27 protein-coding genes are annotated in these 25325 nt (G+C 68.5%); 16 read left to right on the forward strand and 11 right to left on the reverse strand.

Features of this window, described 5'->3' with window-relative positions; genetic code table 11:
* The coding region (locus VK92_RS07160; RefSeq protein ID WP_048468166.1) for a 2-dehydropantoate 2-reductase N-terminal domain-containing protein at positions 1-425 on the reverse strand (425 nt) is incomplete at its 3' end.
* Between the two features lie 149 nt (positions 426-574).
* Here VK92_RS07160 and VK92_RS07165 point away from each other — a divergent pair.
* Positions 575-1549, forward strand: coding sequence for an AraC family transcriptional regulator (locus VK92_RS07165; RefSeq protein ID WP_048020302.1), 975 nt, complete (start codon positions 575-577; stop codon positions 1547-1549).
* Complete coding sequence (locus VK92_RS07170; RefSeq protein WP_048020304.1) at positions 1546-2580, forward strand: LysR family transcriptional regulator; 1035 nt, start codon at positions 1546-1548, stop codon at positions 2578-2580. The genes VK92_RS07165 and VK92_RS07170 overlap by 4 nt, the downstream gene beginning before the upstream one ends.
* Positions 2581-2627: 47 nt before the next feature.
* Here VK92_RS07170 and VK92_RS07175 read toward each other — a convergent pair whose 3' ends face one another.
* Positions 2628-3746, reverse strand: coding sequence for a porin (locus VK92_RS07175; RefSeq protein ID WP_021161058.1), 1119 nt, complete (start codon positions 3744-3746; stop codon positions 2628-2630).
* 411 nt (positions 3747-4157) lie between these two features.
* Between VK92_RS07175 and VK92_RS07180 the strand changes: the two genes are divergently transcribed.
* The gene (locus VK92_RS07180) at positions 4158-5555 is read left to right on the forward strand and encodes a spinster family MFS transporter (RefSeq protein ID WP_048020308.1); all 1398 of its coding nucleotides are present in this window, start codon (positions 4158-4160) and stop codon (positions 5553-5555) included.
* A 156-nt stretch (positions 5556-5711) separates the two neighbouring features.
* A complete protein-coding gene (locus tag VK92_RS07185; protein ID WP_048020310.1) occupies positions 5712-6692 on the forward strand; it encodes a PDR/VanB family oxidoreductase in 981 nt (326 codons plus the stop codon).
* A gap of 206 nt (positions 6693-6898) precedes the next feature.
* Here the strand turns inward: VK92_RS07185 and VK92_RS07190 are convergent, their stop codons facing one another.
* From VK92_RS07190 to VK92_RS07200, 3 genes are all read right to left on the reverse strand, one after another.
* Positions 6899-7135 carry a hypothetical protein gene (locus VK92_RS07190; RefSeq protein WP_048020312.1) on the reverse strand — a complete coding sequence of 79 codons (237 nt, stop codon included), beginning with the start codon at positions 7133-7135 and terminating at the stop codon, positions 6899-6901.
* 9 nt (positions 7136-7144) lie between these two features.
* On the reverse strand, positions 7145-7906 hold the full coding sequence (locus VK92_RS42380; RefSeq protein ID WP_048028744.1) for a hypothetical protein: 762 nt from the start codon (positions 7904-7906) through the stop codon (positions 7145-7147).
* A gap of 471 nt (positions 7907-8377) precedes the next feature.
* Positions 8378-9298: a LysR family transcriptional regulator gene (locus VK92_RS07200; protein ID WP_048020436.1), complete on the reverse strand. Its 921-nt coding sequence runs from the start codon at positions 9296-9298 to the stop codon at positions 8378-8380.
* Positions 9299-9437: 139 nt separating this feature from the next.
* On the opposite strand from VK92_RS07200, the gene VK92_RS07205 reads away from it, so the two are divergent.
* The 3 genes from VK92_RS07205 (at position 9438) to VK92_RS07215 (ending at position 11787) form a co-directional block, all read left to right on the forward strand.
* Positions 9438-10721, forward strand: coding sequence for an aromatic ring-hydroxylating oxygenase subunit alpha (locus VK92_RS07205; protein WP_048020316.1), 1284 nt, complete (start codon positions 9438-9440; stop codon positions 10719-10721).
* Complete coding sequence (locus VK92_RS07210; RefSeq protein WP_021161068.1) at positions 10718-11221, forward strand: aromatic-ring-hydroxylating dioxygenase subunit beta; 504 nt, start codon at positions 10718-10720, stop codon at positions 11219-11221. Before VK92_RS07205 ends, VK92_RS07210 begins: the two co-directional genes overlap by 4 nt.
* A 179-nt stretch (positions 11222-11400) precedes the next feature.
* Positions 11401-11787: a 2-hydroxymuconate tautomerase family protein gene (locus VK92_RS07215; protein ID WP_048020319.1), complete on the forward strand. Its 387-nt coding sequence runs from the start codon at positions 11401-11403 to the stop codon at positions 11785-11787.
* A gap of 50 nt (positions 11788-11837) precedes the next feature.
* Here the strand turns inward: VK92_RS07215 and VK92_RS07220 are convergent, their stop codons facing one another.
* Positions 11838-13385 (reverse strand): ATP-binding protein, encoded by a 1548-nt coding sequence (locus VK92_RS07220; protein ID WP_048020321.1) that lies wholly within the window; start codon positions 13383-13385, stop codon positions 11838-11840.
* Positions 13386-13551: 166 nt separating this feature from the next.
* On the opposite strand from VK92_RS07220, the gene VK92_RS07225 reads away from it, so the two are divergent.
* The 5 genes from VK92_RS07225 to VK92_RS07245 all read left to right on the forward strand — a co-directional run bounded on the left by VK92_RS07225 (position 13552) and on the right by VK92_RS07245 (position 17737).
* Entirely contained in the window at positions 13552-14745 is a 1194-nt protein-coding gene (locus tag VK92_RS07225; RefSeq protein WP_021161072.1) for an acyl-CoA dehydrogenase family protein, read from the forward strand.
* A 113-nt stretch (positions 14746-14858) separates the two neighbouring features.
* Positions 14859-15236, forward strand: coding sequence for a hypothetical protein (locus tag VK92_RS07230; RefSeq protein ID WP_021161073.1), 378 nt, complete (start codon positions 14859-14861; stop codon positions 15234-15236).
* A gap of 8 nt (positions 15237-15244) precedes the next feature.
* On the forward strand, positions 15245-15778 hold the full coding sequence (locus VK92_RS07235; RefSeq protein ID WP_048020323.1) for a nuclear transport factor 2 family protein: 534 nt from the start codon (positions 15245-15247) through the stop codon (positions 15776-15778).
* 31 nt (positions 15779-15809) lie between these two features.
* On the forward strand, positions 15810-16934 hold the full coding sequence (locus tag VK92_RS07240) for an amidase (protein ID WP_048020325.1): 1125 nt from the start codon (positions 15810-15812) through the stop codon (positions 16932-16934).
* A gap of 59 nt (positions 16935-16993) precedes the next feature.
* Positions 16994-17737 (forward strand): SDR family NAD(P)-dependent oxidoreductase, encoded by a 744-nt coding sequence (locus VK92_RS07245; protein WP_048020326.1) that lies wholly within the window; start codon positions 16994-16996, stop codon positions 17735-17737.
* A gap of 97 nt (positions 17738-17834) precedes the next feature.
* Here the strand turns inward: VK92_RS07245 and VK92_RS07250 are convergent, their stop codons facing one another.
* A complete protein-coding gene (locus VK92_RS07250; RefSeq protein WP_048020328.1) occupies positions 17835-18467 on the reverse strand; it encodes a response regulator transcription factor in 633 nt (210 codons plus the stop codon).
* Between the two features lie 354 nt (positions 18468-18821).
* On the opposite strand from VK92_RS07250, the gene hpaC reads away from it, so the two are divergent.
* Positions 18822-19367 carry a 4-hydroxyphenylacetate 3-monooxygenase, reductase component gene (hpaC, locus tag VK92_RS07255; RefSeq protein WP_048020438.1) on the forward strand — a complete coding sequence of 182 codons (546 nt, stop codon included), beginning with the start codon at positions 18822-18824 and terminating at the stop codon, positions 19365-19367.
* Positions 19368-19378: 11 nt separating this feature from the next.
* Here hpaC and VK92_RS07260 read toward each other — a convergent pair whose 3' ends face one another.
* Complete coding sequence (locus VK92_RS07260) at positions 19379-20647, reverse strand: YbfB/YjiJ family MFS transporter (RefSeq protein ID WP_048020330.1); 1269 nt, start codon at positions 20645-20647, stop codon at positions 19379-19381.
* Positions 20648-20813: 166 nt separating this feature from the next.
* Positions 20814-21359, reverse strand: coding sequence for an RBBP9/YdeN family alpha/beta hydrolase (locus VK92_RS07265; RefSeq protein WP_048020332.1), 546 nt, complete (start codon positions 21357-21359; stop codon positions 20814-20816).
* A gap of 123 nt (positions 21360-21482) precedes the next feature.
* On the opposite strand from VK92_RS07265, the gene VK92_RS07270 reads away from it, so the two are divergent.
* The 3 genes from VK92_RS07270 to VK92_RS07280 all read left to right on the forward strand — a co-directional run bounded on the left by VK92_RS07270 (position 21483) and on the right by VK92_RS07280 (position 23461).
* Positions 21483-21938 (forward strand): Lrp/AsnC family transcriptional regulator, encoded by a 456-nt coding sequence (locus tag VK92_RS07270; RefSeq protein WP_011356102.1) that lies wholly within the window; start codon positions 21483-21485, stop codon positions 21936-21938.
* A gap of 388 nt (positions 21939-22326) precedes the next feature.
* Entirely contained in the window at positions 22327-22449 is a 123-nt protein-coding gene (locus tag VK92_RS43290) for a hypothetical protein (RefSeq protein WP_006766865.1), read from the forward strand.
* Between the two features lie 58 nt (positions 22450-22507).
* On the forward strand, positions 22508-23461 hold the full coding sequence (locus tag VK92_RS07280; protein ID WP_048020334.1) for a leucyl aminopeptidase (aminopeptidase T): 954 nt from the start codon (positions 22508-22510) through the stop codon (positions 23459-23461).
* Between the two features lie 16 nt (positions 23462-23477).
* On the opposite strand, the gene VK92_RS07285 is transcribed toward VK92_RS07280, so the two are convergent.
* On the reverse strand, positions 23478-23987 hold the full coding sequence (locus tag VK92_RS07285; RefSeq protein ID WP_048020335.1) for a GNAT family N-acetyltransferase: 510 nt from the start codon (positions 23985-23987) through the stop codon (positions 23478-23480).
* Positions 23988-24042: 55 nt separating this feature from the next.
* Positions 24043-25074: an AraC family transcriptional regulator gene (locus tag VK92_RS07290; RefSeq protein ID WP_048020337.1), complete on the reverse strand. Its 1032-nt coding sequence runs from the start codon at positions 25072-25074 to the stop codon at positions 24043-24045.
* Positions 25075-25325 lie beyond the last annotated feature (251 nt).

Genomic DNA, 25325 nt, shown 5'->3' on the forward strand with positions numbered 1-25325 from the left:
TACGGCAGCGTGCCCGTCTCGGCGAAGGCGACGCGCGAACGGTTGCCGGCATCGGCCGCCGCGCGCGCGAACACGACGCTGCCGAACGTGCCGGGCGGCAGGAACACGACCTGGCCGTCCTCCAGCAGCGGCGCGACCTGCGCGGCGAGCGCGTCGTGCGAGGTGGCCGGCAGCGGCACCACGACGAGCCGCGCGCCGCGCAACGCGGCCGCGAGATCGCCGCTCAGGCGGATCGCGCCGGGCGCGTCGCCGAGCGGCACCGTCCGCTTGCCACGATAGTCGGTCACGTTCAGCACGCCAAGCTCGCGCAGCCGCGCGTGCGGCTCGCGGTCGCGCCGCCACCACGTCACGTCGTGGCCCTTCTCGAACAGGTCGATGGCCGCCGCATGGCAGCCGTGGCCGCCGCCCAGAACACATACCTTCATCGTCTTCTCCCGGTGAATGAGTGCTTCCGAGACTACGCGTCCGCCCCCGCCGCGTCGCTTCAAAACGCGCAACGGCACGCCCGTTCGCGCAACGCAATCGGGGCGACACGCACGAAACCGCGCCCCTGCATCCGATACGAGGTCCGTGAATGGATATCGCCCTTTCCCGCCATGCGCCAAACCGGCTCGGCACGCTGCACGCCCCCGACGAAGTCGAACGCGCGGTCGCGCACCGGCTCGGGCCGCACCGGATGGCCGCGCGCGGCCGCGATCCGTTTCATGCGGAGCTGTACGAAGTGCCGCTGCATCACGGCGCGCTGCTCGAACTCTGCTACGGCCGCGAAACGCGCATCGACTTCGGCGACGACGCCGGTCACTTCCTGTTCAGGCTGACGCTCGCCGGCGCCTGCGAACTGCAGGCCGGCAGCGTCGTCGCGCGGGCCGGCCCGGGCGAGCTGACCGTATCGTCGCCCGCGCTCGCCAGCCGCCTGAGCACGAGCCCCGATTGCCGCAACCTCGTGCTGCGGCTCGAACGCGGCGCGCTCGAACGCAAGCTGCAGCACATGCTGCGGGCACCGCTCACGCGGCCGCTGCAGTTCGATCTCGCGGCCGGCGGCATCGGCACGGGCGCCGCGCTCGTGCTGCCGACCTTCGAATACCTGTGCAAGCTCGGCGCACAACCGGGCATCGGCACGGCCTCGCCCCTCTTCGGCGCCGATCTCACCGCGTGGATGATGTCGCTGCTGCTCACGCACCTGCCGCACTCGTACAGCGACGCGCTCGCACGCGGCACGCCGCCGTTGCCGGCGCACGTGCGCCGCGCGTGCGATCACGTCGACGCGCACCTCGGCGAGCCGCTCGCACTCGCCGCGCTGGCGGCCGTCGCGGGCGTCGCGCCCCGCACGCTGCAGCACGCGTTTCGCGCGTTCCTGCACACCACGCCGGCCGCCTACGTGCGCGAGCGCCGGCTCGCGGCCGTGCACGCGGCGCTGCAACGCGGCGACACGCGCAGCGTGACCGACGTGCTGATCGCGCACGGCATCCATGGCTTCGGCCATTTCGCGAAGGCGTATGCGCGGCGTTACGGCCATGCGCCTTCCGTCACCGCGAGGCAATCCCGATGACGCACACCGCAACCGGCCGCCCGGCGGCCCCGACCCGCGTGGAATCCGCGCCGCACGACAGCGACCTGTCGGAACTGCGCGTGCAGGATCTCGACCTCAACCTGCTGAAGACGTTTCGCGCGGTCTACGAGGAGCGGCATGTCGGCCGCGCGGCGCTGCGGCTCGGCGTCACGCAGCCGTCCGTCAGCCATGCGCTCGGCCGGCTGCGGCTGATGTTCCGCGACGCGCTGTTCGTGCGCACCGGCACCGGCGTCGAGCCGACGCCGCGCGCGCAACGGCTGGCGATCTCGGTCGACAAGGCGCTCGCGATCCTTCAGGACGTGCTCGACGAAGGGTCGCGCTTCACGCCCGACAGTACGCAGCGCGTGTTCCGCCTGCACATGAGCGATTTCGCCGCGAGCGCGTTCCTGCCGACGCTGCTCGCCGCGTTCGACCGCCGTGCGCCGGGCGCGGTGATCGAGACGCTGCACGTCGACGAATGCCAGCTCAACGTCGCGCTCGAATCGGGGCGCATCGACTTCGCGCTCGGGCATTTCGCCGACGCGTCGAGCCACTTCCAGCGCACCGCGCTGCTGCACGAGCGCTGCGTGCTGCTGATGCCGCGCCGCGCCGCGCAGCGCGTCGCGCTGCCCGACGATTACGTGCTCGATGGCGAGGCGCCCGAGACATTGCGCTTCGTCGCGGTCACGTCGCATCCGCAATCGATGCAGCTGCTGGAACGGCATGGGCTGATGCCGCGCGTGCGCGCGGCGCTGCCCGATTTCATGGTGGTGCCCGCGCTGCTGCGCGACGGCGACTATGCGCTGATCCTGCCGGAGACGATCGCGATCACGTTCGCGGCGCGGCAGCCGTGCGCCTTGTACGAGATCGCCGGTGCCGGCGAATGGGCCGTCAACGCGTACTGGCACCGGCGCTTCGACGCGGACCCCGGCCATCGCTGGTTGCGCGCGCTGCTGCTCGAGCTGTTCCACATCGGCGAGCTGGCGCCGTTCGACGCGTGGCTCGCGCCGCAGCCGCCCGCCTGCGCATGACGGCGCGAAGGGCTCGGACGGCGCAAGCGGGCAGCGGCGCGCGCCGGTCAGAACGACGTAAGGATGCCCGCGACGATCGAGCTCGCCGTTGCACCGGGCTTGGCGACCGCGACGCCGCCGCCCGCCGCGCCGTTGACGACGAAGCGCGCGTGCGCGCCGTTGCGCACCATCGCGGCGCCCGTGTACAGCACCGTGCGTTTCGACAGCGGATAGTCGAAACGAATGCCGTACGAATCGGCGTTGCCGTCGCTGTCCGCGACCTTGCGGTAATGGCCGACGCTCAGCAGCAGCGACGCACGCCCGATCGGCACCGTCGCGCTCAGCTCCATGATGTCGCTGTGCGGATATGCGCTCTGGCTGTCGATCGCGGTCGCGACGTCGGGGCCGCCGCGATGGCGCAGGTACAGCGCGGCGACCTTCACGACATTGAAGTCGTACGAAATCGCGCCGAGCGTGTAGTTGCCGTTCGCGGCCGGGCTCGTGTCGCCGAGCGCGGCCGCGGCCACCGGGCTGAACTTCTGCTGCATGTAGTCGATGTCGACCGACAGGCCACCGCGCACGTAGTTGAGCCCCGCGCCGTACGTATCGCCGAGCGTCGCCGGCTGCCCGGCCGCGCCATTGGTGCCGCGCGCGGCCATCGCGCGCAGCATGAAGCCCGCGTAGCGCGGCGACGTATAGCGCATCGAGTTGCGCACGCGCAGGAACGCGGGCCCGACGAAGTTGTTCGTCGCGTTGCCCCACGCGAGCCCCGCGCCGAGTCCGGGCAGGCTGTACGTGACGAGCGTCGTGTGCAGGATCGTGTAAAGCTCGCCGAACTGCACGCCGCCGAACGGCCCCGTGATGCCGACCCATGCTTCGCGGCCGAACAGCGCGCTGCTGTTCGACAGCGCGCCGCTGGCCGCGTTGAAGCCGTCCTCCAGCTTGAAGATCGTCGCGTAGCCGCCGCCGAGATCCTCGACGCCCTTCAGCCCCCACTGCGAAGCGAACAGGTTGCCGCTGCCCATGCGCGTCACGTGGTTCGGCCCGGCGTTCGCGTATTCGATCGCGGTGTCGACGCGGCCGTAGAGCGTCACGCTCGATTGCGCGAATGCGGGCAGCGCCGCGCAGGCCAGCAGCGCGGCAAGCGGTACGGCAAGCCGGTCGGCCCGCCTGTTCGGTTGATTCATCGTCGTCGTCCCGTAGAGGTTCCGGCGCCTGTCGGTATCGCGCCGGCTGGTGTGAAGCGCGTTCGCCGCGAAGGGCCAACGCAGCCGATCAAAAACGGGCCGAGTCTAGGAACGACAATTTCGGACGTCGACGCAATGCGCTCTATAACGCTTATAGATGCGCCGCATGATGCGCGCGCGCCCCGCTGCAAGCGCGCCGCGCGGCGGCCGGCGCGCGCAACCCTGGTGTTTTCTTTATCCGGGTCGGTAGATGCCCGTGTGGCGCGGCTGTCACTCCGGCTATGGCGGCCGGATTTGGCCGACTACGCTGCGTCTCCGACACGTGCCCCCCGCACGCTTTCGCGCCGCGACGGCGCCCGGCCCGCGAGGCCGATGCCGCGCTTATCCACCGCCCGCTCCTGGAGAATCCGCATGTCCGCATCCACGGCCCGCGCTGCCGACGGCAAGCGCTATACGTACGAATGGTATGTCGTCGTCATCTGCATGCTCGCGTACGTCTTTTCGTTCGTCGACCGCCAGGTCCTCGTGCTGATGATCGAGCCGATCAAGCGCGACCTGCATCTGTCCGACACGCAGTTCAGCCTGCTCAACGGCTTCGCGTTCTCGCTGTTCTATGCGGTGATGGGGCTGCCGGTCGCGTATCTCGCCGATCGCTACGCGCGCCCGCGGATCATCTCGCTCGGCATCGCGCTGTGGAGCGTCGCGACCGCCGCGTGCGGCCTCAGCCAGCATTTCGTGCAGATGTTCATCGCGCGCATGGGCGTGGGCGTCGGCGAGGCCGCGCTGTCGCCCGGCGCGTATTCGATGCTCGCCGACTACTTCCCGAAGGAGAAGCTCGGGCGCGCAATCGCCGTGTATTCGCTCGGTTCGTTCATCGGCGGCGGCGTCGCGTTCCTGATCGGCGGTTACGTGATCGCGCTGCTCAAGCATGCGAGCGCGTTCACGCTGCCGGTGGTCGGGCAGGTGCATGCGTGGCAGGTCACGTTCCTGATCGTCGGGCTGCCGGGACTGCTGGTCGCGCTGCTGTTCGCGGCGACCGTGCGCGACCCGCAGCGCAAGGGGCTCGCGCAGGATCGCTCGGGCGCCGTGCGGCGCGTGTCGATGCGCGATTCGCTGCGCTTCGTCGGCACGCATCGCGCGACCTTCGCGTGCCACTACCTCGGCTTCTCGTTCTACGCGATGACCCTGTACTGCCTGCTGAGCTGGACGCCCGCGTTCTATATCCGCCGCTTCGGGATGACGGCCGTCGAAGCCGGCTACACGCTCGGCATCGTGCTGCTGGTCGCGAACACGGCCGGCGTGTTCTGCGGCGGCTGGCTCAACGACTGGCTGCTGCGCCGCGGCCGCGGCGATGCGCCGATGCGTGCCGGCGCGATCGGCGCCGCATGCATGGTGATCCCCGCGACGCTGTTCACGCAACTCGACTCGCTGCCCGCTTCGCTCGCGATGCTCGTCGTCGCGATGTTCTTCGCGTCGTTCCCGATGCCGACGTCGACCGCCGCGATGCAGACGCTCGCGCCGAACCAGATGCGCGCGCAGATCTCCGCGCTGTTCCTGCTCGTGTCGAACCTGATCGCGCTCGGGATCGGCACGACCGTCGTCGCGCTGTTCACCGATCGCGTGTTCGGCGCGCCGGCGGCGGTCGGCCATTCGATGTCGATCGTCAACGTCGCGGCGGCCACGCTCGCCGCGTTGCTGCTCGCCGCCGGCTGCCGGCACTATCGCCGCAGCCTCGATCGCGAGCGCGGCCATGCGTCGGCAGCGGCACCGCAGGCGGCCGAGGCCGGCAACGCAATCGCCGCGCGCTGAATAACGGGCGCGCTCCGTCGTTGCCCATCATCCATCCCACTGATTCAGGCATCGCTTTTTAATCGATTTGATTTATGCGATGCCCGTCCCTATTCTCGATCGCATGACGGCGCGGTGTCTGCCGCGCCGCTTTCCTCGTACCCCACGGAATTTCCCATGCAAGCGAACCGCCATCAGGTCCGGATCGACGCGCTGATCGACGCGGCGCAGGACATCCGCTGTTTCCGGGTTTCGCGCGTCGACGGCCAGCCGTTCGACGCGTACGAACCCGGCGCCCATATCGACGTCACCGCACCGTCCGGCGTCACGCGGCAATACTCGCTGTGCGGCAACCCCGACGAGCGCGGCAGCTACCTGTTCGCGGTGAAGAAGGAAGCGCAGTCGCGCGGCGGCTCGCGTTCGCTGCACGACGATGTGCAGGTTGGCGCCGAGCTGTCGATCGGTACGCCGCGCAACCTGTTTCGTCTGACGGATGACGCGAGCGAGCACGTGCTGATCGCGGCCGGTATCGGCATCACGCCGCTGCTGTCGATGGCGTATGCGCTGCACCGGCGCGGCGCGCGCTACCGGTTGCATTACTTCGCGCGCAGCCGCGAGCACGCGGCCTTCGTCGACGAACTGTCGGCCGAGCCGTTCGCGTCGCACGTGACGTTCCACTACGGCGTCGAGCCTGATGCGCTCGCGATCGAACTCGGCCGCTGCATCGCGTCGATCGATCTGAAAGCGCATGTCTATACGTGCGGCCCCGGGCCGTTCATGGATGCCGTTGTCGCAGCCGCGGCCGCGCGCATCCCGGGAGATGCGATTCATCTCGAACGCTTCGCGGCGGAACCGTCCTCAGCCGTCACCACCGCGGATGCCGCTCAGGCGGAAGGCTTCGAAGTCCGGCTGCAGCGCAGCGGGCAATCGGTGCGCGTCACGCCCGACACGTCGATCGTCGACGCGCTCGCGCGGATCGGCGTCGAAGTCGATACATCATGCGGCGAAGGCGTATGCGGCACCTGCATGGTGCCCGTCATCGACGGCGAACCCGATCATCGCGATCACTGCCTGAGCAAGGCCGAGCGCGCGAGCAACACGGTGATCTGCTGCTGCGTATCGCGCGCGCGCTCGGCGGTGCTCGTCCTCGATCTCTGACGCGCCCTACAATGACTTACGGCCAATATGACTGTTTGATACGAAACGTGTACGGACAATCATACGGAATTGACCGTGAGTCTCTCAGGCCAGCCCGGCCGCAGCAGCCCCTCCCCGCGTATCACGTCAGTCTTCACGGTCGGTTAATCCGTTCGTCCGTATCGCCCGGCTTATCTGCGCGATGCCCCGGGCGCGGCGTTCAGCGGTCAATCCCGATTCGCTTCGATGATCTGCTCAAGTGCATTGGCATCGTCCGTGGGCTCCTCCGTGCCGCGAAAGATGCAGACCTCGGTGTGCCCGTCTCGGAACACGTCCACCTCTACCCGCATCCCGACCACCGTGACCGAAACCAGCACCGTATCCGGGCGATTGCGGCTCAGGGTGTAGTGAATCTTAGCGGAGTCGAGCTGGTCGAGCAGATCGAACAATGTGCTTGTGGTCATGTCGGGCACCTATTTCTTGAAACGGTTATCGTTGAGCAACTTGAGCGCCTTACGCGCCTCTTTGATGCCATCGCTCGCATCGCCTTGAATCTCGTTGAGCGTCGAATTCAGATACTGTCCGGGGAACTCGCGCAACACCGAGCCTTTGCACTCGGCCTTGATGATGTCGCAGGCCATCATATCGCCTCGGTCGATGCCCGCGACTTGAACCGCGTCTCCCAAGACATCTGGCGAATAATCGAATGGAGATACCTCGCTGAGCGAAGTCGAATCAGCGAAGCCCGCGCCGCCCGCAAGCGCGGCCGCACCACCTGCACCGCTGCCAGCAACAACACTTTGTAGATAGCTCATGAGTTCGCCCGCAGACACATCGCTGGGTGTCGCCCAACTAGGCAAGGGCTTGTCGACCGGTAGCGCGGCCATTTCCGGCACGCTGGCGAACCTGTTGGCTTTTGGGAATGGCGGGGTTGTGGGAGAACCTCCAGCCGAGCCTCCACCACCAACCGCCTGTCGTTCGATCTGTGCCGCCACGCGCCCATCTTCGATGGCTGCCTTGAGCGCATCGAGCGGCGTGCCTTGGAACGCGTCTAGGCCAAGTTGGCGAAGGTACGTCAGCGCGTTCGCGGTCAGCCCTGTGTATTTCGGCCAGTGCAACATCAAATCGGACATATCGCTGCGTTGGCTAGCCGAAGGAACTGCACCGGCCGAACCTGCCGTGCGCGTCAGCGTAGCGCGCTTTCCAGAACCCAGATCAATAGTCACTGAAGCCATGAATCCTGTTCTCCGTATCGGCTTCGCAGGACATAACGTTGCTCTCTCAACGTTAGGCCCAGCACTTCGAAGCCCATACTTTAGCAGGAGTGTCCGGACGGACGGCTTCGGGTCAGAGTACTCGCGATGGATCAAAGCTTCATCTTGTACCGATTGCCGTACCAGCCGGCGCCACGAACTCGCACCTGAACGGCGCGCTCGCCATGCCATTGCTGCGACGCTTGCAACTTCGCGGCGAGGCCCGGCACCCTCCACCCTTTCTCCAAGCGTTGTGCGATGAACGGATCGATCGGATGGGCTTCGGTGTAGCGCCAAATTGCGCCAACAGGCAGGTCGACTAGAGTACCGCCTCAGCAAGGCCGAACGCGCGAGCAACACGGTGATCTGCTGCTGCGTGTCGCGCGCGCTCGGCGGTGCTCGTCCTCGATCTCTGACACGCTCACGCGGAAGCGGCCGCGCACACCCCGGCCGTCACGCGTCGTCGAACCGCTCGACGATCTCGGCAAGCAGCGCACGCATCCACGCGTTGCCCTCGTCCTCGTGAAAGTGCTCGTGCCAGTGCATCGTCACCGGCGCGGGCGGCAGCGTGACGGGCAGGTCGTACAGGCGGAACGCGTTGTCGCGGTTCAGGATCTGCGCGAGCCGCTTCGGCAGCGTCGCGTACAGATCCGTGACCGACAGCACGCTCGGCAGCGCGACGAAGTGCGGCACCTCGAGCGCGATGTTGCGGCCCACGCCCTGCGCGCGCAATGCGTCGTCGAGCGCGTGGTGGCTGTGCTCGACCGATTTCACGTTGACGTGCGCGGCGCGCACGAATTGCTCGAGGCTCAGCGCGCCGCCGCTCGGCAACCCGCGCCGGCGGCCCGTCATGCACACGTAGGTTTCCTCGAACAGCAGCTGGTGACGCGTGCGCGGCATCAGCTCCGGCAGGTTGCCGATCGCGAAATCGAGCCGGCTCGCGCGCAGCGCTTCCTCGATCTCCTCCACCGGCAGCGGCTGCACGCTCAGCGTCACGCGCGGCGCGCGCTCGCGCAGCGCCTGGCAGATCGCGGGCAAGTACGCCATCTCCCCCGCATCCGACAGCGACAGCCGGAACGTACGCGTGCTCGTGCCCGGATCGAAGCGCTCCGCGTAGCGCAGCGCGACGCGCACCATGTCGAGCGCCTTGCCGACGATGCCCGCGAGTTCGAGCGCGACCGGCGTCGGCTGCATGCCCGAGCGCGTACGCACGAACAGCGGATCGTCGAACAGCGTGCGCAGTCGGCCGAGCGAATAGCTGACGGCCGGCTGCGACAACGCGAGCCGCTCGCCGGCCTTCGTCAGGCTGCGTTCCTCGACGATCGCCTGGAATACGCGCAACAGGTTCAGATCGAGATGATCAACCGACGTCATCGTAACCTCCATCATTTGCCGTATTTATTGAGTTGCTAATTTTAGATCAATTTGACGGATATGTAGCAGAAGACGAGACTGGGTGCTCGATACCGTGCGTTGCGCGGCCCGATTTCGCGACTCTTTCCCCACGACAACGATGAGCGACATTCCCTACCAGACGATCGACACCAGCGCGTTGCACGGCCTCGCGCAACCCGACCGCATCGCACCGGCGATGTATCACGATCCCGCGTTGTTCGAAGCCGAGCTCGAGCGCATCTTCTACCGCACCTGGATCTGGGTCGCACACGAGAGCGAGCTGCCGAACCCGGGCGACTTCATCACGACGACGATCGGCCGCCAGCCGGTGATCGTCGTGCGCGACAAGACCGGCGAGATCAACGTGCTGCAGAACCGCTGCCGTCATCGCGGCGCGACCGTCTGCGAATCGCACAAGGGCAACGCAAAGGGCTTCACGTGCCCGTATCACAGCTGGTCGTACGCGCTCGACGGCACGCTGCGCGCGCTGCCCTACGGCGACGGCTACGAAGGCGTGTGCGAGAAAGGCGACCTGCCGCTCGTGAAGCTGCGCGTCGGCGTGTACCAGGGGCTGGTCTTCGCGAGCTTCAACGACACGATCGAGCCGCTCGAGGATTTCCTCGGCGGCGCAAAGCCGTGGATCGACCTGTTCATGAAACAGGGCGCCGGCTACCCGATCAAGGCGAACGGCGAGCACAAGTTCAAGTTCAAGGGCAACTGGAAGATCCAGCTCGAGAACACGACCGACCTCTATCACTTCCCGGTCGTGCACAAGTCGTGGATGAAGTCGATCGACGACGAGACGGCCGCCGCGATCACGAGCTTCATGACGAGCGAGGACGCGTTCTGTCGCGGGCTCGGCAACGGCCACAGCCTCGCGGTGCTGATGCCCGAGCTGATCGATCTCGACGAAGACGACGGCGCGCCGCTGCCCGAGCGCTTCGCGCCGCTCGCGGCGAAGCTCGCCGAGCGCCACTCGCCGGACGAAGTGCGCCGCATCGTGCGCTCGCTGATGGGGGTCGGCTTCAACCTGAACCTGTTCCCGAACCTCGCGCTGTCGATGGCGTTCTTCCGCGTGCTGCGGCCGATCGCGGCGAACGAAACCGAGATCCGCCACGTCGCGCTCGCGATGGACGGCGGCCCCGACGAAGCGAACCGCGAACGGCTACGCATTCACGAGCACTTCCAGGGCCCGTTCGGCTTCGGGAGCCCCGACGACGCGGAAGCGTGGGAGCGCGTGCAGCGCGGCGCGCACGCGGGCCCCGACGTGCCGATCCTCGTGAATCGCGGGCTGAACCGCGAGACGACCGCCGCGAACGGCGAAAAGACCGCCCATGCGACCGACGAAACCGGCATGCGCGAGGCCTACCAGCAATGGCGCAAGATGATGGAGCAGCAATGATGGACGACCGCAACGCCCTCTTTTCCGAGCAGACCTTCGCCCGCGCGGTCCAATTCGTGTGGCGCGAAGCCGAGATGCTCGACCGCCGCGACTATCGCGCATGGCTCGACCTGTGGGATCCGGCCGGCCATTACGTGGTGCCGATCGATCCCGACACGACCGATTTCGCCGCGACGCTGAACTACGTATTCGACGACCAGGACATGCGCGAGAAGCGCGTGCAGCGGATGGTGTCCGGCTACTCGGCGTCGGCCGCCGACGCCGCGCGCACGGTGCGCACCGTGTCGCGCTTCACGCTGGAAAGCGGCAGCGCCGGCACCGTCGAGCTGAAATCGGCGCAGGTCGTCGTCGCGTACAAGCGCGGCGTCGCGACGCTGTTCGCGGCCGACGTCACGCACAAGCTGCACGTCGATGCCGAAGGCGAGATGCGGATTGCCGAAAAGGTCGTGCGCCTGATCGACTCGACCGAAGCGCTCAGCGCGATCGGCTTCCTGCTGTGAGCCGTGGCCGGTTCGCCGTCGCCGACGCAATGGTGAGCCGGGCACCTTCACCTGTGAGCGGCTGCCGGCTCGCCGTCGCCCACACAAAGGTGAGCCGGTCACCTTCACCTTTGAACGGCCACCGGTTCGCCGTCGCCCGCGCAACGGTGAGCCAGTCACCTTCACCTTTCCGGACGACCATGCCCACACTCGAAGTTTTCCTGCCGGCCAGCCACGACGACGCGCGCAAGGCCGAACTGATCGCACGGCTCAGCATCGCGACCGTCGACGCGATCGGCGCACCCATCGAATCCGTGCGCGTGCTGCTCACCGAACTGCCCGCGACACATATCGGCCTCGGCGGGCGCAGCGCCGCGGACGGCGCGCCGCCGTCGCTGCCGGTAATCGTCGCGATCCTGATCGCCGGCCGCACCGACGAACAGAAACGCGCGCTGATCGCCGCGCTGTCCGACGTGGGCGCGAACGTGCTCGACGCGCCGCTGCAGGCGACGCGCGTGATCATCAAGGACATTCCGAACACGGACTTCGGCATCGGCGGCCAGACCGCGCGGGCGCTGGGGCGCTGACCATGCATCGCGCGTCGCCGCCTCGCCGCGACACACCGACGCGGTTGCGCTCACCCGTCGGCGAGCGGCAGCGTCACGCGGCAGTCGAGCCCGCCGCCCTCGGCCGGGCTCGCGCCGATCAGGCCGCCGTGGCGCGTCACGATGCTCTTGCACAGCGACAATCCGATCCCGTTGCCGCCGGCCTTCGACGACGAGAAGCCGTCGAACAACCGGCAGTGCGCGCCGGCCGCGATGCCCGGGCCGTTGTCGATCGCGCGCAGCTCGGCGTGCCCGGCCACGTTCGCGGTGCCGAGCGTCAGCATGCGCGGCACGCGCTCGCAACCGGCGAACGCCTCGATCGCATTGAACGCGAGATTCAGGATCACCTGCCCGATCAGCACGCGCTCGCAACGGATCGGCAGCGGCGCATCGGCCTGCACGATCGCGACCGTCACGCCGGCATCCTTCGCACGCAGCTCGATGAAATACGCGACGTCCGCGAGGATGTCGCGCAGGTCGGCGAGCGCGACGACCGGCTCGCGCTTCACGATGAATTCGCGCACGCTCTTGATGATCAGCGCCGCATGCTCGGCCTGGCGGTCCGCACTGCGCAGCCCCCAGATCGCGTCGTCGATCGCGCCGCGCCCGTTCAGCCGCTGCACCGCCCCTTCGATGAAATTGCGCACGGCCGCGAGCGGCTGGCTCAGCTCGTGCGCGATCACGCTCGCCATCTCGCCCATCGCGTTGTAGCGGCCCGCGTGTTCGAGCATGCGCGCTTCGGCGCGGCGCGCGTCCTCGATCGCGACCTCGTCGCTCACGTCGCGGAACTGCACGAGCAGCCCGTCGAGATCGCCCTCGATCTCGACCTGCCGGCACAGGATGCGCAGCCAGCACGGCGCGCCGTCGCGCCGCACGATCCGGTAGCGCTGCGGCGCCGACGGGCACGCGGACGGCGCATCGTGCAATTGCGCGACGAGCCGGTCGCGATCGGCCTCGGAGCAGTAGTCGAGCACCTCGCCGAGCGCTTCGTCGGGCGCGAGCCCGAGCACGCGGCGGCCCGACTCGCTGATGAACTGCACGCCGCCGCGCGGCGTGACGACCGCGATACCTTCGTCGAGATCCTGCATGAATTCGCGCAGCCGCGCCTCGTAGCGGCGCAACTGCTGCCGCACCGCCTCTTCGGCGCTGATGTCGCGGAACTGCACCATCACGACGTCGCGCCCGCGCAGCGGCACGTAGGTGGCGGTCGCCTCGGACAGCATGTCGACGCCCGTGCGCGACCGGTAGCACCATTCGTACACCTGCGGCCCGTCGACGAGCGCGCGATCCCATGCGCTCACGGCGATCTCGCGCTGGTATTTCGGCTCGGGACGCGTCATGTCCGGCGCCTTCAGCGGCAGCAGTTCCTCGACGGAAAAACCGAGCGCGATGCACGCGGCGCGGTTCGCCCACACGATCGCCTTCGTCTGCGCGTCGTGCAGCAGCACGCAGGTGGTCAGCGCGTCGAGCAGCCGGTGGAAATCGTCTTCGTCAGGGAAACTCATGATCGGCTTCGGATGAAGGCGCGCGGCGTCGCGCGGCCGGAAAGCCAACATAGCACCGGCGCGCGCCGATCGCATCTGAAGATTTCTTTAGGCCGGCACGGAACCTCACCAGTCGCGCGGCCCAACGCACCAATTGCTGCGTGTTTTCGGCGTTTCTAGACTGATTGCATCGTCGTGTTGCCACCCGAGACAGCACGCATGCCGCCCCGCATCCGAACCCCTATCCGTCCAGGAGACAACCATGCCGCAAGCCGCCCTCGCCATCGAACCCGCGCCGTCCTCCCAGCCCGTGGCAGGCACCGCGGCCGCGCGTTTGTCGCCGCTCGACGCCGTGATCGAAACCGTCGCCGCGCGCCGCGACGAATTCGATCGCCTGTCGCACGTGCCGCGCGACGTGATCGCGCTGTTCAGGCAGGCCGGCATCTATCGGGCGGGCACGCCGCGCCGCTTCGGCGGCGACGCGCTCGCGCCGACCGCCTTCCTCGACATGATCGAACGGATCGCGACCGCCGACGGTTCGGCCGCATGGGTCGCGAGCTTCGGCTCCGCGAACGTCTATCTCGCCGCGCTGCCGCTCGAGACCCAGGCCGAGCTGTACGCGAGCGGCCCCGACCAGGTGTTCGCAGGCGGCCTGTTCCCGGTGCAGCCGGCGCAGGCCGCGCCGGGCGGCTGGCGCGTGAACGGCACGTGGAAATTCGCGAGCGGCTGCAAGGGTGCCGACTGGCTCGGCGTCGGCATCGCCGTGCCCGGCGCGCAGGACGCCGCGCCGAACAAGCCGCGCACGGCCGTGTTCCGCGCGGCCGATGTCGAGATCGTCGAGAACTGGAGCGTGGTCGGCATGCAGGGCACCGGCAGCCATGACCTGCGCGTCGACGACCGCTTCGTGCCCGAAGCGTGGACCTTCGTGCGCGGCGGCGAGCCGACCGTCGACGAGCCGCTGTACCGCTACCCGACCGTCGCGTATGCGGCGCAGGTGCTGGCCGTCGTCAATCTCGGCCTCGCGCGCGCGGCGCTCGACGTCGCGAACCGCATGTCGGGCGGCCGGCAGACGACGACCGGCGCGCCGCGCCTCGCCGATCGCGCGTATTTCCGCATCGAGCTCGCGAAGGCCGAAGCGCAGCTGCGCTCGGCACGCGCGTTCTTCTACGACGCAACCGACACGGTGTGGCAATCGATCCTCGCGGGCAATCCCGTGACGCCCGACCAGGTCAGCTTGCTGCGGCTCGCGGCCACGCATATCGCACGCGAAGGCGCGAGCGTCGTCGAACGCGCGTACCGCCTCGGCGGCACGGCGGCGATCTATCGCACGCATCCGCTTCAGCGGCTGCTGCGCGACGCGATGGTCGTCACGCAGCACGCGTTTCTCGCGGAAGGCAACTTCGACGGCGCGGGCGCGGTGTTCACCGGCGTCACGCCGTTTCCCGGCTACCTGTAACCCGCGCAACCCGCGCCTGGGCCGCGCTGTTTCCCGAACGCGCATGGCGCCGATGCCGAAGCACCGCTACCGGCCGGCGCATGCGCCCAACCGTTTCCCCTGGAGAACCCGAGATGTCCGATTCGAATCCGCTGCCGCTGCGTGTCCTGTTCTGCTGCGGCGTGTCGCAGAACTTCTTCGACCTGCCGCGCGAGAAGATCGGCGAAGTGTGGCAGGCGTACGGCGCGATGCTCGCCGCCGTCGAGGCGATGCCCGGCGTGCGCGTGCTCGGCGTGATGGACGACGACCGCCTCGTGGTCGGCCAGGCCGACGGCGCGCCGTGGACCTTCTACATCATGGCCGACGTCGCCGATTTCGACACGACGGTCGCCGTGTGCAACCTGTATCGCACGACGCCGGTCGGCGAATACAACCTGTGGCGCTACGGCAAGATCGAAGCGCGGGTCGGCCGCGCGCTGACCGTGCCGCCGGCCGCGAAACCCGCGTCGTGAGGCGCGCGATGACCGACCTGTCTCGCAGCTCGTCCCCCGGCCTGATCGACGCACTCGCGCAGCGCGTGGCGGCGCTCGACGCCGAGCGCGCGGTGCGCGCGACGATCACGCGCTACATGGCGCTGTGCGACGTGCCCGAGGATGCCGGCGACGGCCCGCGGCTCGCCGGGCTGTTCACACCCGACGCCGTGTGGGAAGGCATCGGCCCTCAATACGCGCAGAAGTTCGGCCGCCTCGAAGGCACGGCCGCGATCGTCGCGATGCTGGGCCGCTACCTGCCGCCCGATCCGCATTTCTCGGCGAACCTGCACTTCCTGACGTCGGAGTCGATCGAGATCGGCGCCGGCAACACGAGCGCGCGCGGCCGCTGGATCATGCTGCAGGCGTCGCGCTACGCGAACGGCACGGCCGAGCTGATCGCCGCGCGGCTGACCGTCGATTTCATGCCGGCCGGCGACGGGGCGACCTGGCTGATCCGGCACTTTCGCACCGAACGCGTGCTCGACGGCCCGTGGCCGCTCGCCGCCGCGCCACGGCCCTGATGCTTTCCACCGCTTCCGCACGATATCGACCATGACAGGCTTCATCGACACCTTCACGCTCGGCGGCCCGGGCCCCACGATCGCGATCAAGGACACGATCGACATCGCGGGCCATCCGACCCGCGCGGCGAGCCGCGCGCTCGCCGATGCTCCGCCGGCCGCGCAACATGCGGACGTCGTCCGCTTGCTGCTCGATGCGGGCTGGCAGATCGCCGGCAAGGCGAACATGCACGAGCTCGCGTTCGGCATGACCGGCATCAACGACTACACGGGTACGCCCGTCAATCCGCAGGATGCGGCGCGCATCCCGGGCGGCTCGTCGAGCGGTTCCGCTTCGCTCGTCGGGCTCGGCACGGTCGATGCGGCGCTCGGCACCGACACCGGCGGCTCGATTCGCGGGCCGGCCGCCTGCTGCGGCGTGGCCGGGCTGAAGCCGACGTTCGGCCGCGTGTCGCGGCGCGGCGTCGCGCCGGCCGATACCACGCTCGATTGCGTCGGGCCGTTCGCACGCGATATCCGCACGCTGGCCGCGGTGATGGCCGCGATCGCGCCGGGCTTCGATCGGGCGCAAGCGGCGGCCTCCGTGGCGGGCTGCACGATCGCGCAGATCCGCGTCGAAGCAGATCCGGCGATCGCCGCCGCGCTCGACGCGGCCGTGCGCGCGTCGGGCCTGCGTTCGCACGCGCTCGTGCTCGACGAAATGCCGGCTTCATTCGCGGCAGGGCTCACCGTGATCAACGCGGAAACGTCGCGCGCGTTCGGCCATCTGGTCGACACCGGCAATCTCGGCGCCGATCTCGATGCGCGGCTGCGCACCGCCGCGACGACGACACCCGCCGCTCTCGCGGAAGCCGAAGCCGTACGCGCACGCTTCACCGCGCAGGTCGACGCCGCGCTCGAACTCGCGGACGTGCTCGTGCTGCCGACGCTGCCCGCGCTGCCGATCACGCTGCAGCAGGCGCGCGACGGTGTATCGGTGATCGCGATGTCGTCGCTGATCCGGCCGTTCAACCTGAGCGGCCATCCGGCGCTCAGCCTGCCGCTGCCGCTGGCCGGTTCGCCGCTGAAGGCGGGCCTGCAGATCGTCGGGCGCAAGGGCGCGGACGAGCAGGTCTGCGCGATCGCGGCACACTTCGAAGCGGCCCTCGCCGCATGAACCACGATGCGGGCGCGGCTTCACCGTTCACGCACCCGCGAACCAGGGAATCACGCACCATGTCAGACCGAGTCGTCCTCGTTACCGGCGCCGCACGCGGGCTCGGCGCCGTCATCGCCGACCGCTTCCATGCGGCCGGCTATCGCGTCGCGCTGGCCGACATCGCCGCCGACGCCATTCATGCGCATGCGCGCGAACTCGACCCGGACGGCGAACGCGCGATCGCGCTGCCGCTCGACGTCACGTCGAAACGCGATTTCGAAGCGGCGCGCGATGCGCTCGTCGCGCGCTGGGGCACGATCGACGTGCTCGTGAACAACGCGGGCGCATCGAAGGTCGTGCCCGCGATGGAGATCACGGCCGAGCAGTTCGACCAGGTGATCGACGTGAACCTGCGCAGCGTGCTGTTCGGCTGCCAGGTGTTCGGCCAGTATTTCGCGGAACGTGGTGCGGGCCGCATCGTCAACATCGCATCGCTCGCCGGCCAGAACGGCGGCTCGGCAACGGGCGCGCACTACGCGGCCGCGAAGGGCGGCACGCTGACGCTGACCAAGGTGTTCGCACGCGATCTCGCCGCGCGGGGCGTGACTGTCAACGCGATCTCGCCGGGCCCGCTCGATTTGCCGATCGTGCATGAAAGCGTCGCGCCGGAGAAACTGCGCCAGGTGCTCGCGAGCCTGCCGGGCGGCAAGCTCGGGTCGGCCGGTTTCGTGGCGGATGCGGCCGTGCTGCTCGCGTCGGGCGACGCGCACTTCGCGAACGGCGCGTGCTGGGACATCAACGGCGGGTTGTACATGCGCTGAGCGGTGGGCTGCATCGCTTGTGCGCTCTCGACCGGTGCCGTGCGCGGGACTCGTGTGAGACAAGTGCGTGCAGGCGAACGTCCGCGTGCCCGCCCCCCTATCGCGACGGCTCCCCGTCGTCGCCCCACACGACCATCACGTCCCGCACGAGCGCGGCGATCGACGTCGCGCCGAGCTTCTCCTTGATGCTCGCGCGATGCACGTCGACGGTCTTCACGCTGATCGACAGATCCGACGCGATCTGCTTGCTGCCCTTGCCGTCCACCACGCCGCGCAGCACTTCCTTCTCGCGCGCGGTCAGCGCATCGAGCCGCTGGCGCAGCTCGCGGTGGCGCTGGCTCACCGCGTGCCGCTGCTGCGCGAGCCGCAGCGCGCGCTGCACGCGCTCGAGCATCTGCTGCGAGTTGTACGGCTTCTCGACGAAATCGATCGCGCCGTTCTGCAGCGCGCGCACGGACATCGGAATATCGCCGTGCCCGCTGACGAAGATCACCGGCAGCGTCGCGCCCCGCGCGTTCAGTTCGGCCTGCACGTCGAAGCCGCTCTTCTCCGGCATCCGCACGTCGAGCACCAGGCACGCGGGCAGGTTCACGTCGAAGCGCGCGAGAAAATCCGCGGCGTTCGCGAACCCCTCGGACGCGATCCCGACCGATTCGAGCAGCCAGGCGAGCGACGTCCGCATGCCGCTGTCGTCGTCGACGATGTATACGATCGGTGCGGGTGACGTCATCGCGGGGGTCTCGCTGAATATCGGTATGGGTATCGCACGCGCCGCCTACGGGGCCGGTTGCCGGCGCGTCGCGCACGTCGTTCGCTGGGGATGCGCGGCACATCATAACGAGCCGAAAACCCGCTGAAAACCCCTTCACGGGCCGCACGAACGCACATTCCCGGTTTTTTTTCGCGCGTCGCGCCGCGTACCTAGGTAGAACCTTTAGACGCGTTGGCGAGAACGCCATCTCCATCGTCAATCGTGCGAATGGTCGTCCGCCTTTTCGCGACGTACGCTTGGGTCATCGTCGGCGATCAGGCGCTGCACCCGCAGCGCCGCACGATCGCCGCTCTCGTCCAACCAGGAGCACCCATGTCTTCCACGACCGATATCCAGCGACCGGCACGCGTCGAGCCGACCGACGCGCAGAAGGCCTTCCGGCAAGCGATGGCCCACCTCGGCGCGGCCGTCAACGTGATCACCACCGCCGGGCCGCACGGCCGCTGCGGGATCACCGCGAGCGCCGTGTGCTCCGTCACCGACACGCCGCCGACGCTGCTCGTGTGCCTCAACCGGTCGAGCGCGATGCATGCGACGTTCGAACGCAATCGCCACGTCTGCATCAACGTGCTGCCGGCCGAACACGAACAGCTCGCGCGGCACTTCGCGGGGCTCACCGAGCTGCCGATGGACCGGCGTTTCGAACTGCCCGTGTGGGATCGCGGCGAGCAGGACGTGCCCGTGCTGCGCGACGCGCTCGCGAGCCTGCAGGGCACGATCGCCGACATGAAGGAAGTCGGCTCGCATTCGGTGATGTTCATCGAGGCGACATCGATCCGCGTGCGCGACGACGGCGACAGCCTGATCTACTTCGGCCGTGCGTTTCATCGCGTATCGCGCACGGCGTGCGTGCGGTGAATCGCGCGTGACTATGCGGCGGCCCGCAACGCGCGCTGCCCGGCCGCGAGCGCGGCACCCGCGAACAGCGTCAGCGCCGAATACACGAGCCCGCGCGCGAGCCCCGCGCTGTCCGACACCCAGCCGATCGCGACCGGCCCGGCGATCTGCCCGAATGCGAAGACCGTCGTGAACGCGCTGATCCCTTTTGCCCAGCCGTCGGGCGGCAGGTTGTGGCGCACGAAGGCCGTCGTCGACGCGACGGCCGACAGGAACGTCGCGCCGAACAGCACGCCCGACGCGAACGCGGCAACCGGATGCACGAACATCGCCGGCATCAGCGTCGCGATGCCGAGCAGCGCATTGAGCACGGCCAGCGCCTGGCCGCCGCGCATCCGGTCGAGCAGCCCCGACCACAGCCGTGCCGAGACGACGGTCGCGACGCCGAGCATCACGTAGAACGCGGCGACCACCGTGCCGCTCATTCCCGCGCCGCGCAGCAGCGCGACGATGAACGTCATGTAGCCGATGTAGCCGACGCCGAACAGGCCGTAACCGGCCAGCGCGAGGGCGAATCGCACGGGGCTCGCGGTCGCCGCCGGCACCACACCGTCGCGCGGCGCGGCGGGTGCCGCATGCACGCGCTCGATGCGGCGCGCGGCCGACACGGCCACTGCCGAGAACAGCACGCACGCGAACGCGAGCGCGAACCACGCGGGCTGCCAGCCGTGTACACCCTGCGCGAGCGTCGCCGGCACGAGCAGCGACGAAGCGACGATGCCCCATCCGGTGCCGCCGTAGTAGAGGCCGAGCAGCAGGCCCGCATCGCGCGGCGATGCCGACGCGAGCCGCGCGGCCAGCACGCCGCCGCTGATGAAGATCAGCGCACTGCCGACGCCGGTCGCGAGCCGCTGCACGAGCAGCGCGTGCATGCCGGACGTGAGCCCGCACGCGGCCATCAGCAACGCGGTCAGCACGCACCCGGCCGCGAGCAGCGTGCCCGCGCGCCAGCGTCGCGACAGCAACGGAAACGCGAGCGCACCGATCAGGTAGCCGGCCGCGTTCGCCGTGTTCAGCGCGCCCGCTTGCGCGAAGGTCCAGCCGAGATCGGCCTTCATCGGCGGCAGCAGCAGCGCATACGAAAAGCGCGCGAGGCCGAGCGCGATCGCGCTGCCGAGCGACAGGCCGATCGCGAGCCGCCACGCGGCCATGCGATCGGGGTCACGTTCGGGGGTATGGCGAGTCGCGCCGGTGTCCGGCTGCGACGGGCCGGCAGGCTCCGGTTGCGGCGCTGCGCGCATCGCGTGTCTCCTTTGTCGTTCGAAGCCGGGGGAGTCGACGCGACGGAACCGGCGTTTTGCACGCGCCGGTCCCGACTGTCCGTCGAGGCTTCCGATTCTGTCGACCGATCATACTTGAGCCGTCAAGGGCGAGCACGCGCGGAAGGACGGCAGCCGCTTGCCGGCGCTAGCGCGGCAATCCGGCCACGAAGGCCGTCAGCAACGCACGCCCCTCCGGCCACTGCGCCAATCCCGCTTCCGCATTCAGGTGGCCGCGCGGGCCGAGCCGCAGCGGCGTCGCGCCACGTGCGCTCGCCCATGCGATACCGCGCCCGGACGGGTCGTACCCGTCGTCCGAACTGGCGATCGCCAGCACCGGCAAACCGCCGAAATCGCCGCCCGGCACGTTCGCGAACGCACGCGCCGCGGCCGGAAAACGCGGGCCGCCCGGATCGGGCACCGCAACGAGCCAGGCGCCGCGCACGACACGCGCCGACGCCGCGCGCCAGTGCGCGAACAGCAGGCACCCCAGCGAATGGCAGATCAACACCGGCGGCGCCGCGGCTTGCGCGACGGCCTCATCCAGCGCCGCCATCCAGTCACGCAGGTCGGGGGCATCCCATGACGCGGGCGCCATGCGGATCGCGCCCGGAATCGCGGCCTCCCAGTGGCTCTGCCAATGATCCGGTCCCGAGTTGCCGATCCCCGGCACGATCACGATCGTTTGGTCCATCTCCATCTCCGTCTCCATGAACAGGCGAGCGCTCAGTCTCGTCCGCCGGAAACCGGCCGGGAATGGCAAGTCATCGGTTATTGAGACAATATGCCGATGAATTAACGGAGCGGGAGAACCGACATGTCGAATGGAGAGCTCGATCGCCTGGATCTTTCGATCCTCGAGGCACTACAGGAAAACGCGCGGATGCCGCTGTCCGAGGTGGGCCGGCGCATCGGGCTGTCGCAGCCGGCGACGTCGGAGCGCGTCAAGCGGCTGGAAGAACGCGGCATCATCGCCGGCTACGGCGCGCGAATCGACCCGGCGGCGCTGGGGTTGGGGATGATGGCCATCATCCGGCTGAAGACGACGCACGAACACATCAAGCCCGCGCTACGCGCATTCGCCGAGATGCCGCACGTCATCGAGGTTCACCGGATGACCGGCGAGGATTGCTTCTTGCTGAAGGTACTCGTGCCGACACCGGGACAACTGGAAACCATCATTGACGCGATTGCCCGGTTCGGCGCGGTCACGACGTCGCTGGTGCTCCGCTCCGAGCCGGCCAAACCGCTCGGCAAGGCGCTGCTCGGCTGACTCGGCATCGGGCCGCCGACACGCCCGCGCCGACCGGCGATGCCTTCGTATGCATCGCTGCCGCGCACGACGCCGGTCGCCATGATCGAGGCTATCTAAACTCCGATAAAAATTCGCCGAATACGATACATCGATTCCGATTCATTTCATTGAAAAAATGACATTGAATCCGTCGCTCTCTTTACCCGCCTTTTACCGCACGTGTGTCGTCATCCCGCGTTGTTTAGCATGCCGACGCTAAAATCCTTGCAACGCATTGCATTCGCAAATTCGTCAGACTAATATCAACGCCACTCATCCGGCATTCACGAAATGCCTGATGAGGAGTGGCAACTTTTTAGCCGCGCTTTCATGTTGAAACACTCATGTTCACCACAGGAGAATTGACATGCAGGACACCCAGCAGATCGAATTGCTTGACTGGATGCAGGAAGACACGCACCCCGAGGCCGTCGACATGATGGTCGAGGACGCCGTGGTGCCGTTCGGCACCGCGCTCTGGCCGGTCTGAGCGGGCCACCCGTTCTCGCGGAAGGGCCGCGGCCCTTCCGCCGCTTCCGGAGACACGCATGCTGAACCTGCACCGCGCACTCGGCTTCCACCCCGCGCTGCGCGACAAACTGGCGCGCGGCGAATCGGGAAAACTGCTGGTCGGTCACGACACCCGCAACCGCGACATCGCGTTGCGCGCATTTGCCGCCCTGCCCGATTCACTCGACGCCACGACCCTCTGCCTCGAAAGCACCCCGCCCGCCGATATCACCGCCGCACTCGATGAAGCCGACCTGTTCGTGCTGCTGTACGACTCGTCGTGCCTGCCGACACCGTCGCCGAGCGGGCCGCCGTTCCTCGCCGCGATCCGCCCGGCGATCGTCGAGCACTGGAGCAAGTCGGTGCTGTTCAAGGATTACGGCCCGCATCTCGACGAGGCGTTCGCCGAATCGCTCGACGACATCGCGGCACGCAACGGCCGGCTGATCGACGCGGCCGCGCGCGCATCGCAGATCCGTTTCATCGACGAAGCCGGGAACACGCTGGCGGGCTCGCTCGCGCCGGACCAGAAATGGACGAGCGTGGACGGAATGGGCAACCTCGACGTCGTGCCCGGCGAGATCGCGACGCACGTGACCGATCTCAACGGCACGATCGTCTTCAGCGGCACGTTCCTCGGCACCGTGCCGTTCGCGATCAAGTACAAGGTGGCCGAACGGCTCGCGACGCTGCAGGTCGAGAACAGCACGATCGTCGGTTTCGATACCGACGACACGGGCTTCCGGCGCGATTTCTCGGCCTATCTCGACCGGCATCCGAATCACCGGCGGATCGAGGAATTCGGCATCGGCACGAACCTCGGCATTCGCGGGCTGTACGGCCGCAATGCGGGGTTCGAGGAACGTCATCCAGGCCTGCACCTCGGGCTCGGTGGCGGCGAAAACGGCAGCCACCATCTCGACCTGATCTTCGCGCGCGGCACGCTCGCGCTCGACGACCGGATCGTGTTCGACGGCGCGTTCGCCGTCTGATTCGGCCGTTGCGCGCTCAGGCTCGGGCGGCGGGTGTGTCGCCGAGCCACTTGAACATCACGAGGCAATCGACGAACCCGAGCCGCGCGTGACGATACGCGCGCGGCAGGCGCCCGACGATTTCAAATCCCAGCTTCTGCCACAGCGCGACCGCCACCTCGTTCGTCGAGACGACCGAGTTGAACTGCATCGCGAGGAAACCGCGCTCGCGCGCAACCTGCTGCGAGTGCTCGCACATCAGGCGCGCAACGCCACGGCCGCGCGCGGCCTCGCTCACCATGTAGCCGCAATTGCACACGTGATTGCCGGGGCCGGCCGCGTTCGCCTTCAGGTAGTACGAGCCCAGTACCGCGCCGTCCTCCTCGGCGATCCACGTGCAGAGCGGCGCATCGAGCCATGACGCGCGCGCCGCTTCGGGTGTCGCATCGGGATCGAATGCATAGGTTTCCTGAGCAGCGACGATGGCGCGATAGGTCGGCCAGAAGCGCGGGAAATCGTCGTCGGTCATCGGGCGAATCGTGATCATGCGGGTTCTCTCTTGATTGGAATGCCGGCCGGACAGCCGGCGATCGTGGCGTGATTCAGGAACGGCCGCCGTCCCGTTGCGCCGCGCTGCGATACGCGCCCGGCGGCACGCCGTACCAGCGCTTGAACGCCTGCGAGAAACTCGACAGGTCGCTGAAGCCGAGCCGCTCAGCCACCTCCGCGAGCGACAGGCGTGCGTCGCCGAGCAGCGTCTCGGCCATCGCGCCGCGCGCCTGCGCGAGCAGCGCCCGGAACGTCGTGCCCTCCTCCTGCAGCCGGCGCTTGAGCGTACGCGGGCTCGTGTTCAGCAGCCGCGCCATGTCCTCGAGCGAGAACGGCGCGGGGCCGGGCGTCGCGCCCAGGTACTGGCGCACCATCTCCGACGTGCCCAAACGCGCGCGCCGCGCTTCGAGCAATTGGCTGCACATCTGCTCGCACATCGACACCGTCAGCGGATTCGCGTGCGGCAGCGGCCGGTCGAGCAACGCGCGATCGAACGCGAGACTGTTCGCGCGCGCCGAAAAAACGGGCTCGACGCCGGCGATGCGCGGCACCGGTACGGACGGCGCGCGCGTTGCCTGCACCGTGAAGCGCGACAGCTCGAATGCGTCGCCGCCGATTTCCCGCAGCAATACAGCCGCCGCCGACATGTCGCGCTCGACGAGGAACCGGCTCAGCGCGCCATCGAGCTCCGGCGCGCCGAAACTGAGCACGCACGTGCTGTCCTCTTCACGATACGTGATCACGGTGAATGCGTAGGTGAGCGGCAGGAAGCGCATCGCCAGCGCGAGTGCGTCGCGCGCGGTCGCGCTCGCGATCAGCCCGTAGCCCCACACGCCGTACGCGGAGAAGTGGTAGCGCAGGCCGACCTCGAACCCGAGGCCCGGCGCGCGCCCGAGCGCGCGCAGCAGGTTGCCGGTCAGCCGCAGTTCCTGCGCGGCCGTCACCTCGACCTTCGGATCGTCGAGCTGCGCGTTGGCGAGCCCCGTGCCGGCCAGCAGCGTCGCGTGCGGCACGCCGCGTTCGTCGCCGAAATCGACCAGCAGCCGGGCGCTGGCCGGACTCCGGGTGAAATCCCAGAAGCTCATGCGGAGAAACCCTCGAAGCGCCGATTTGGCCCAAATACTAAAACAATTGTCCCGAAGCAGCATTGGTGTTTTCCCATGCGGCCAGCACCATCGGCGTCATCCCAGTCGTCGCCCGAACGACGCCAATGCCCTCCGGAGGAGACACCATGCGACGCAGTCGCCCGACCGATCCCGCAGCCCGCTTCGCACGCCGGCGCGCCGTGCCTGCACGAACCCCTGCCCCTGCCCGGCCGCGCGCCGGCCGCCCGTGC

It is taken from the genome of Burkholderia sp. LK4 (assembly GCF_001043615.1).
Taxonomy (GTDB): domain Bacteria; phylum Pseudomonadota; class Gammaproteobacteria; order Burkholderiales; family Burkholderiaceae; genus Burkholderia; species Burkholderia cepacia.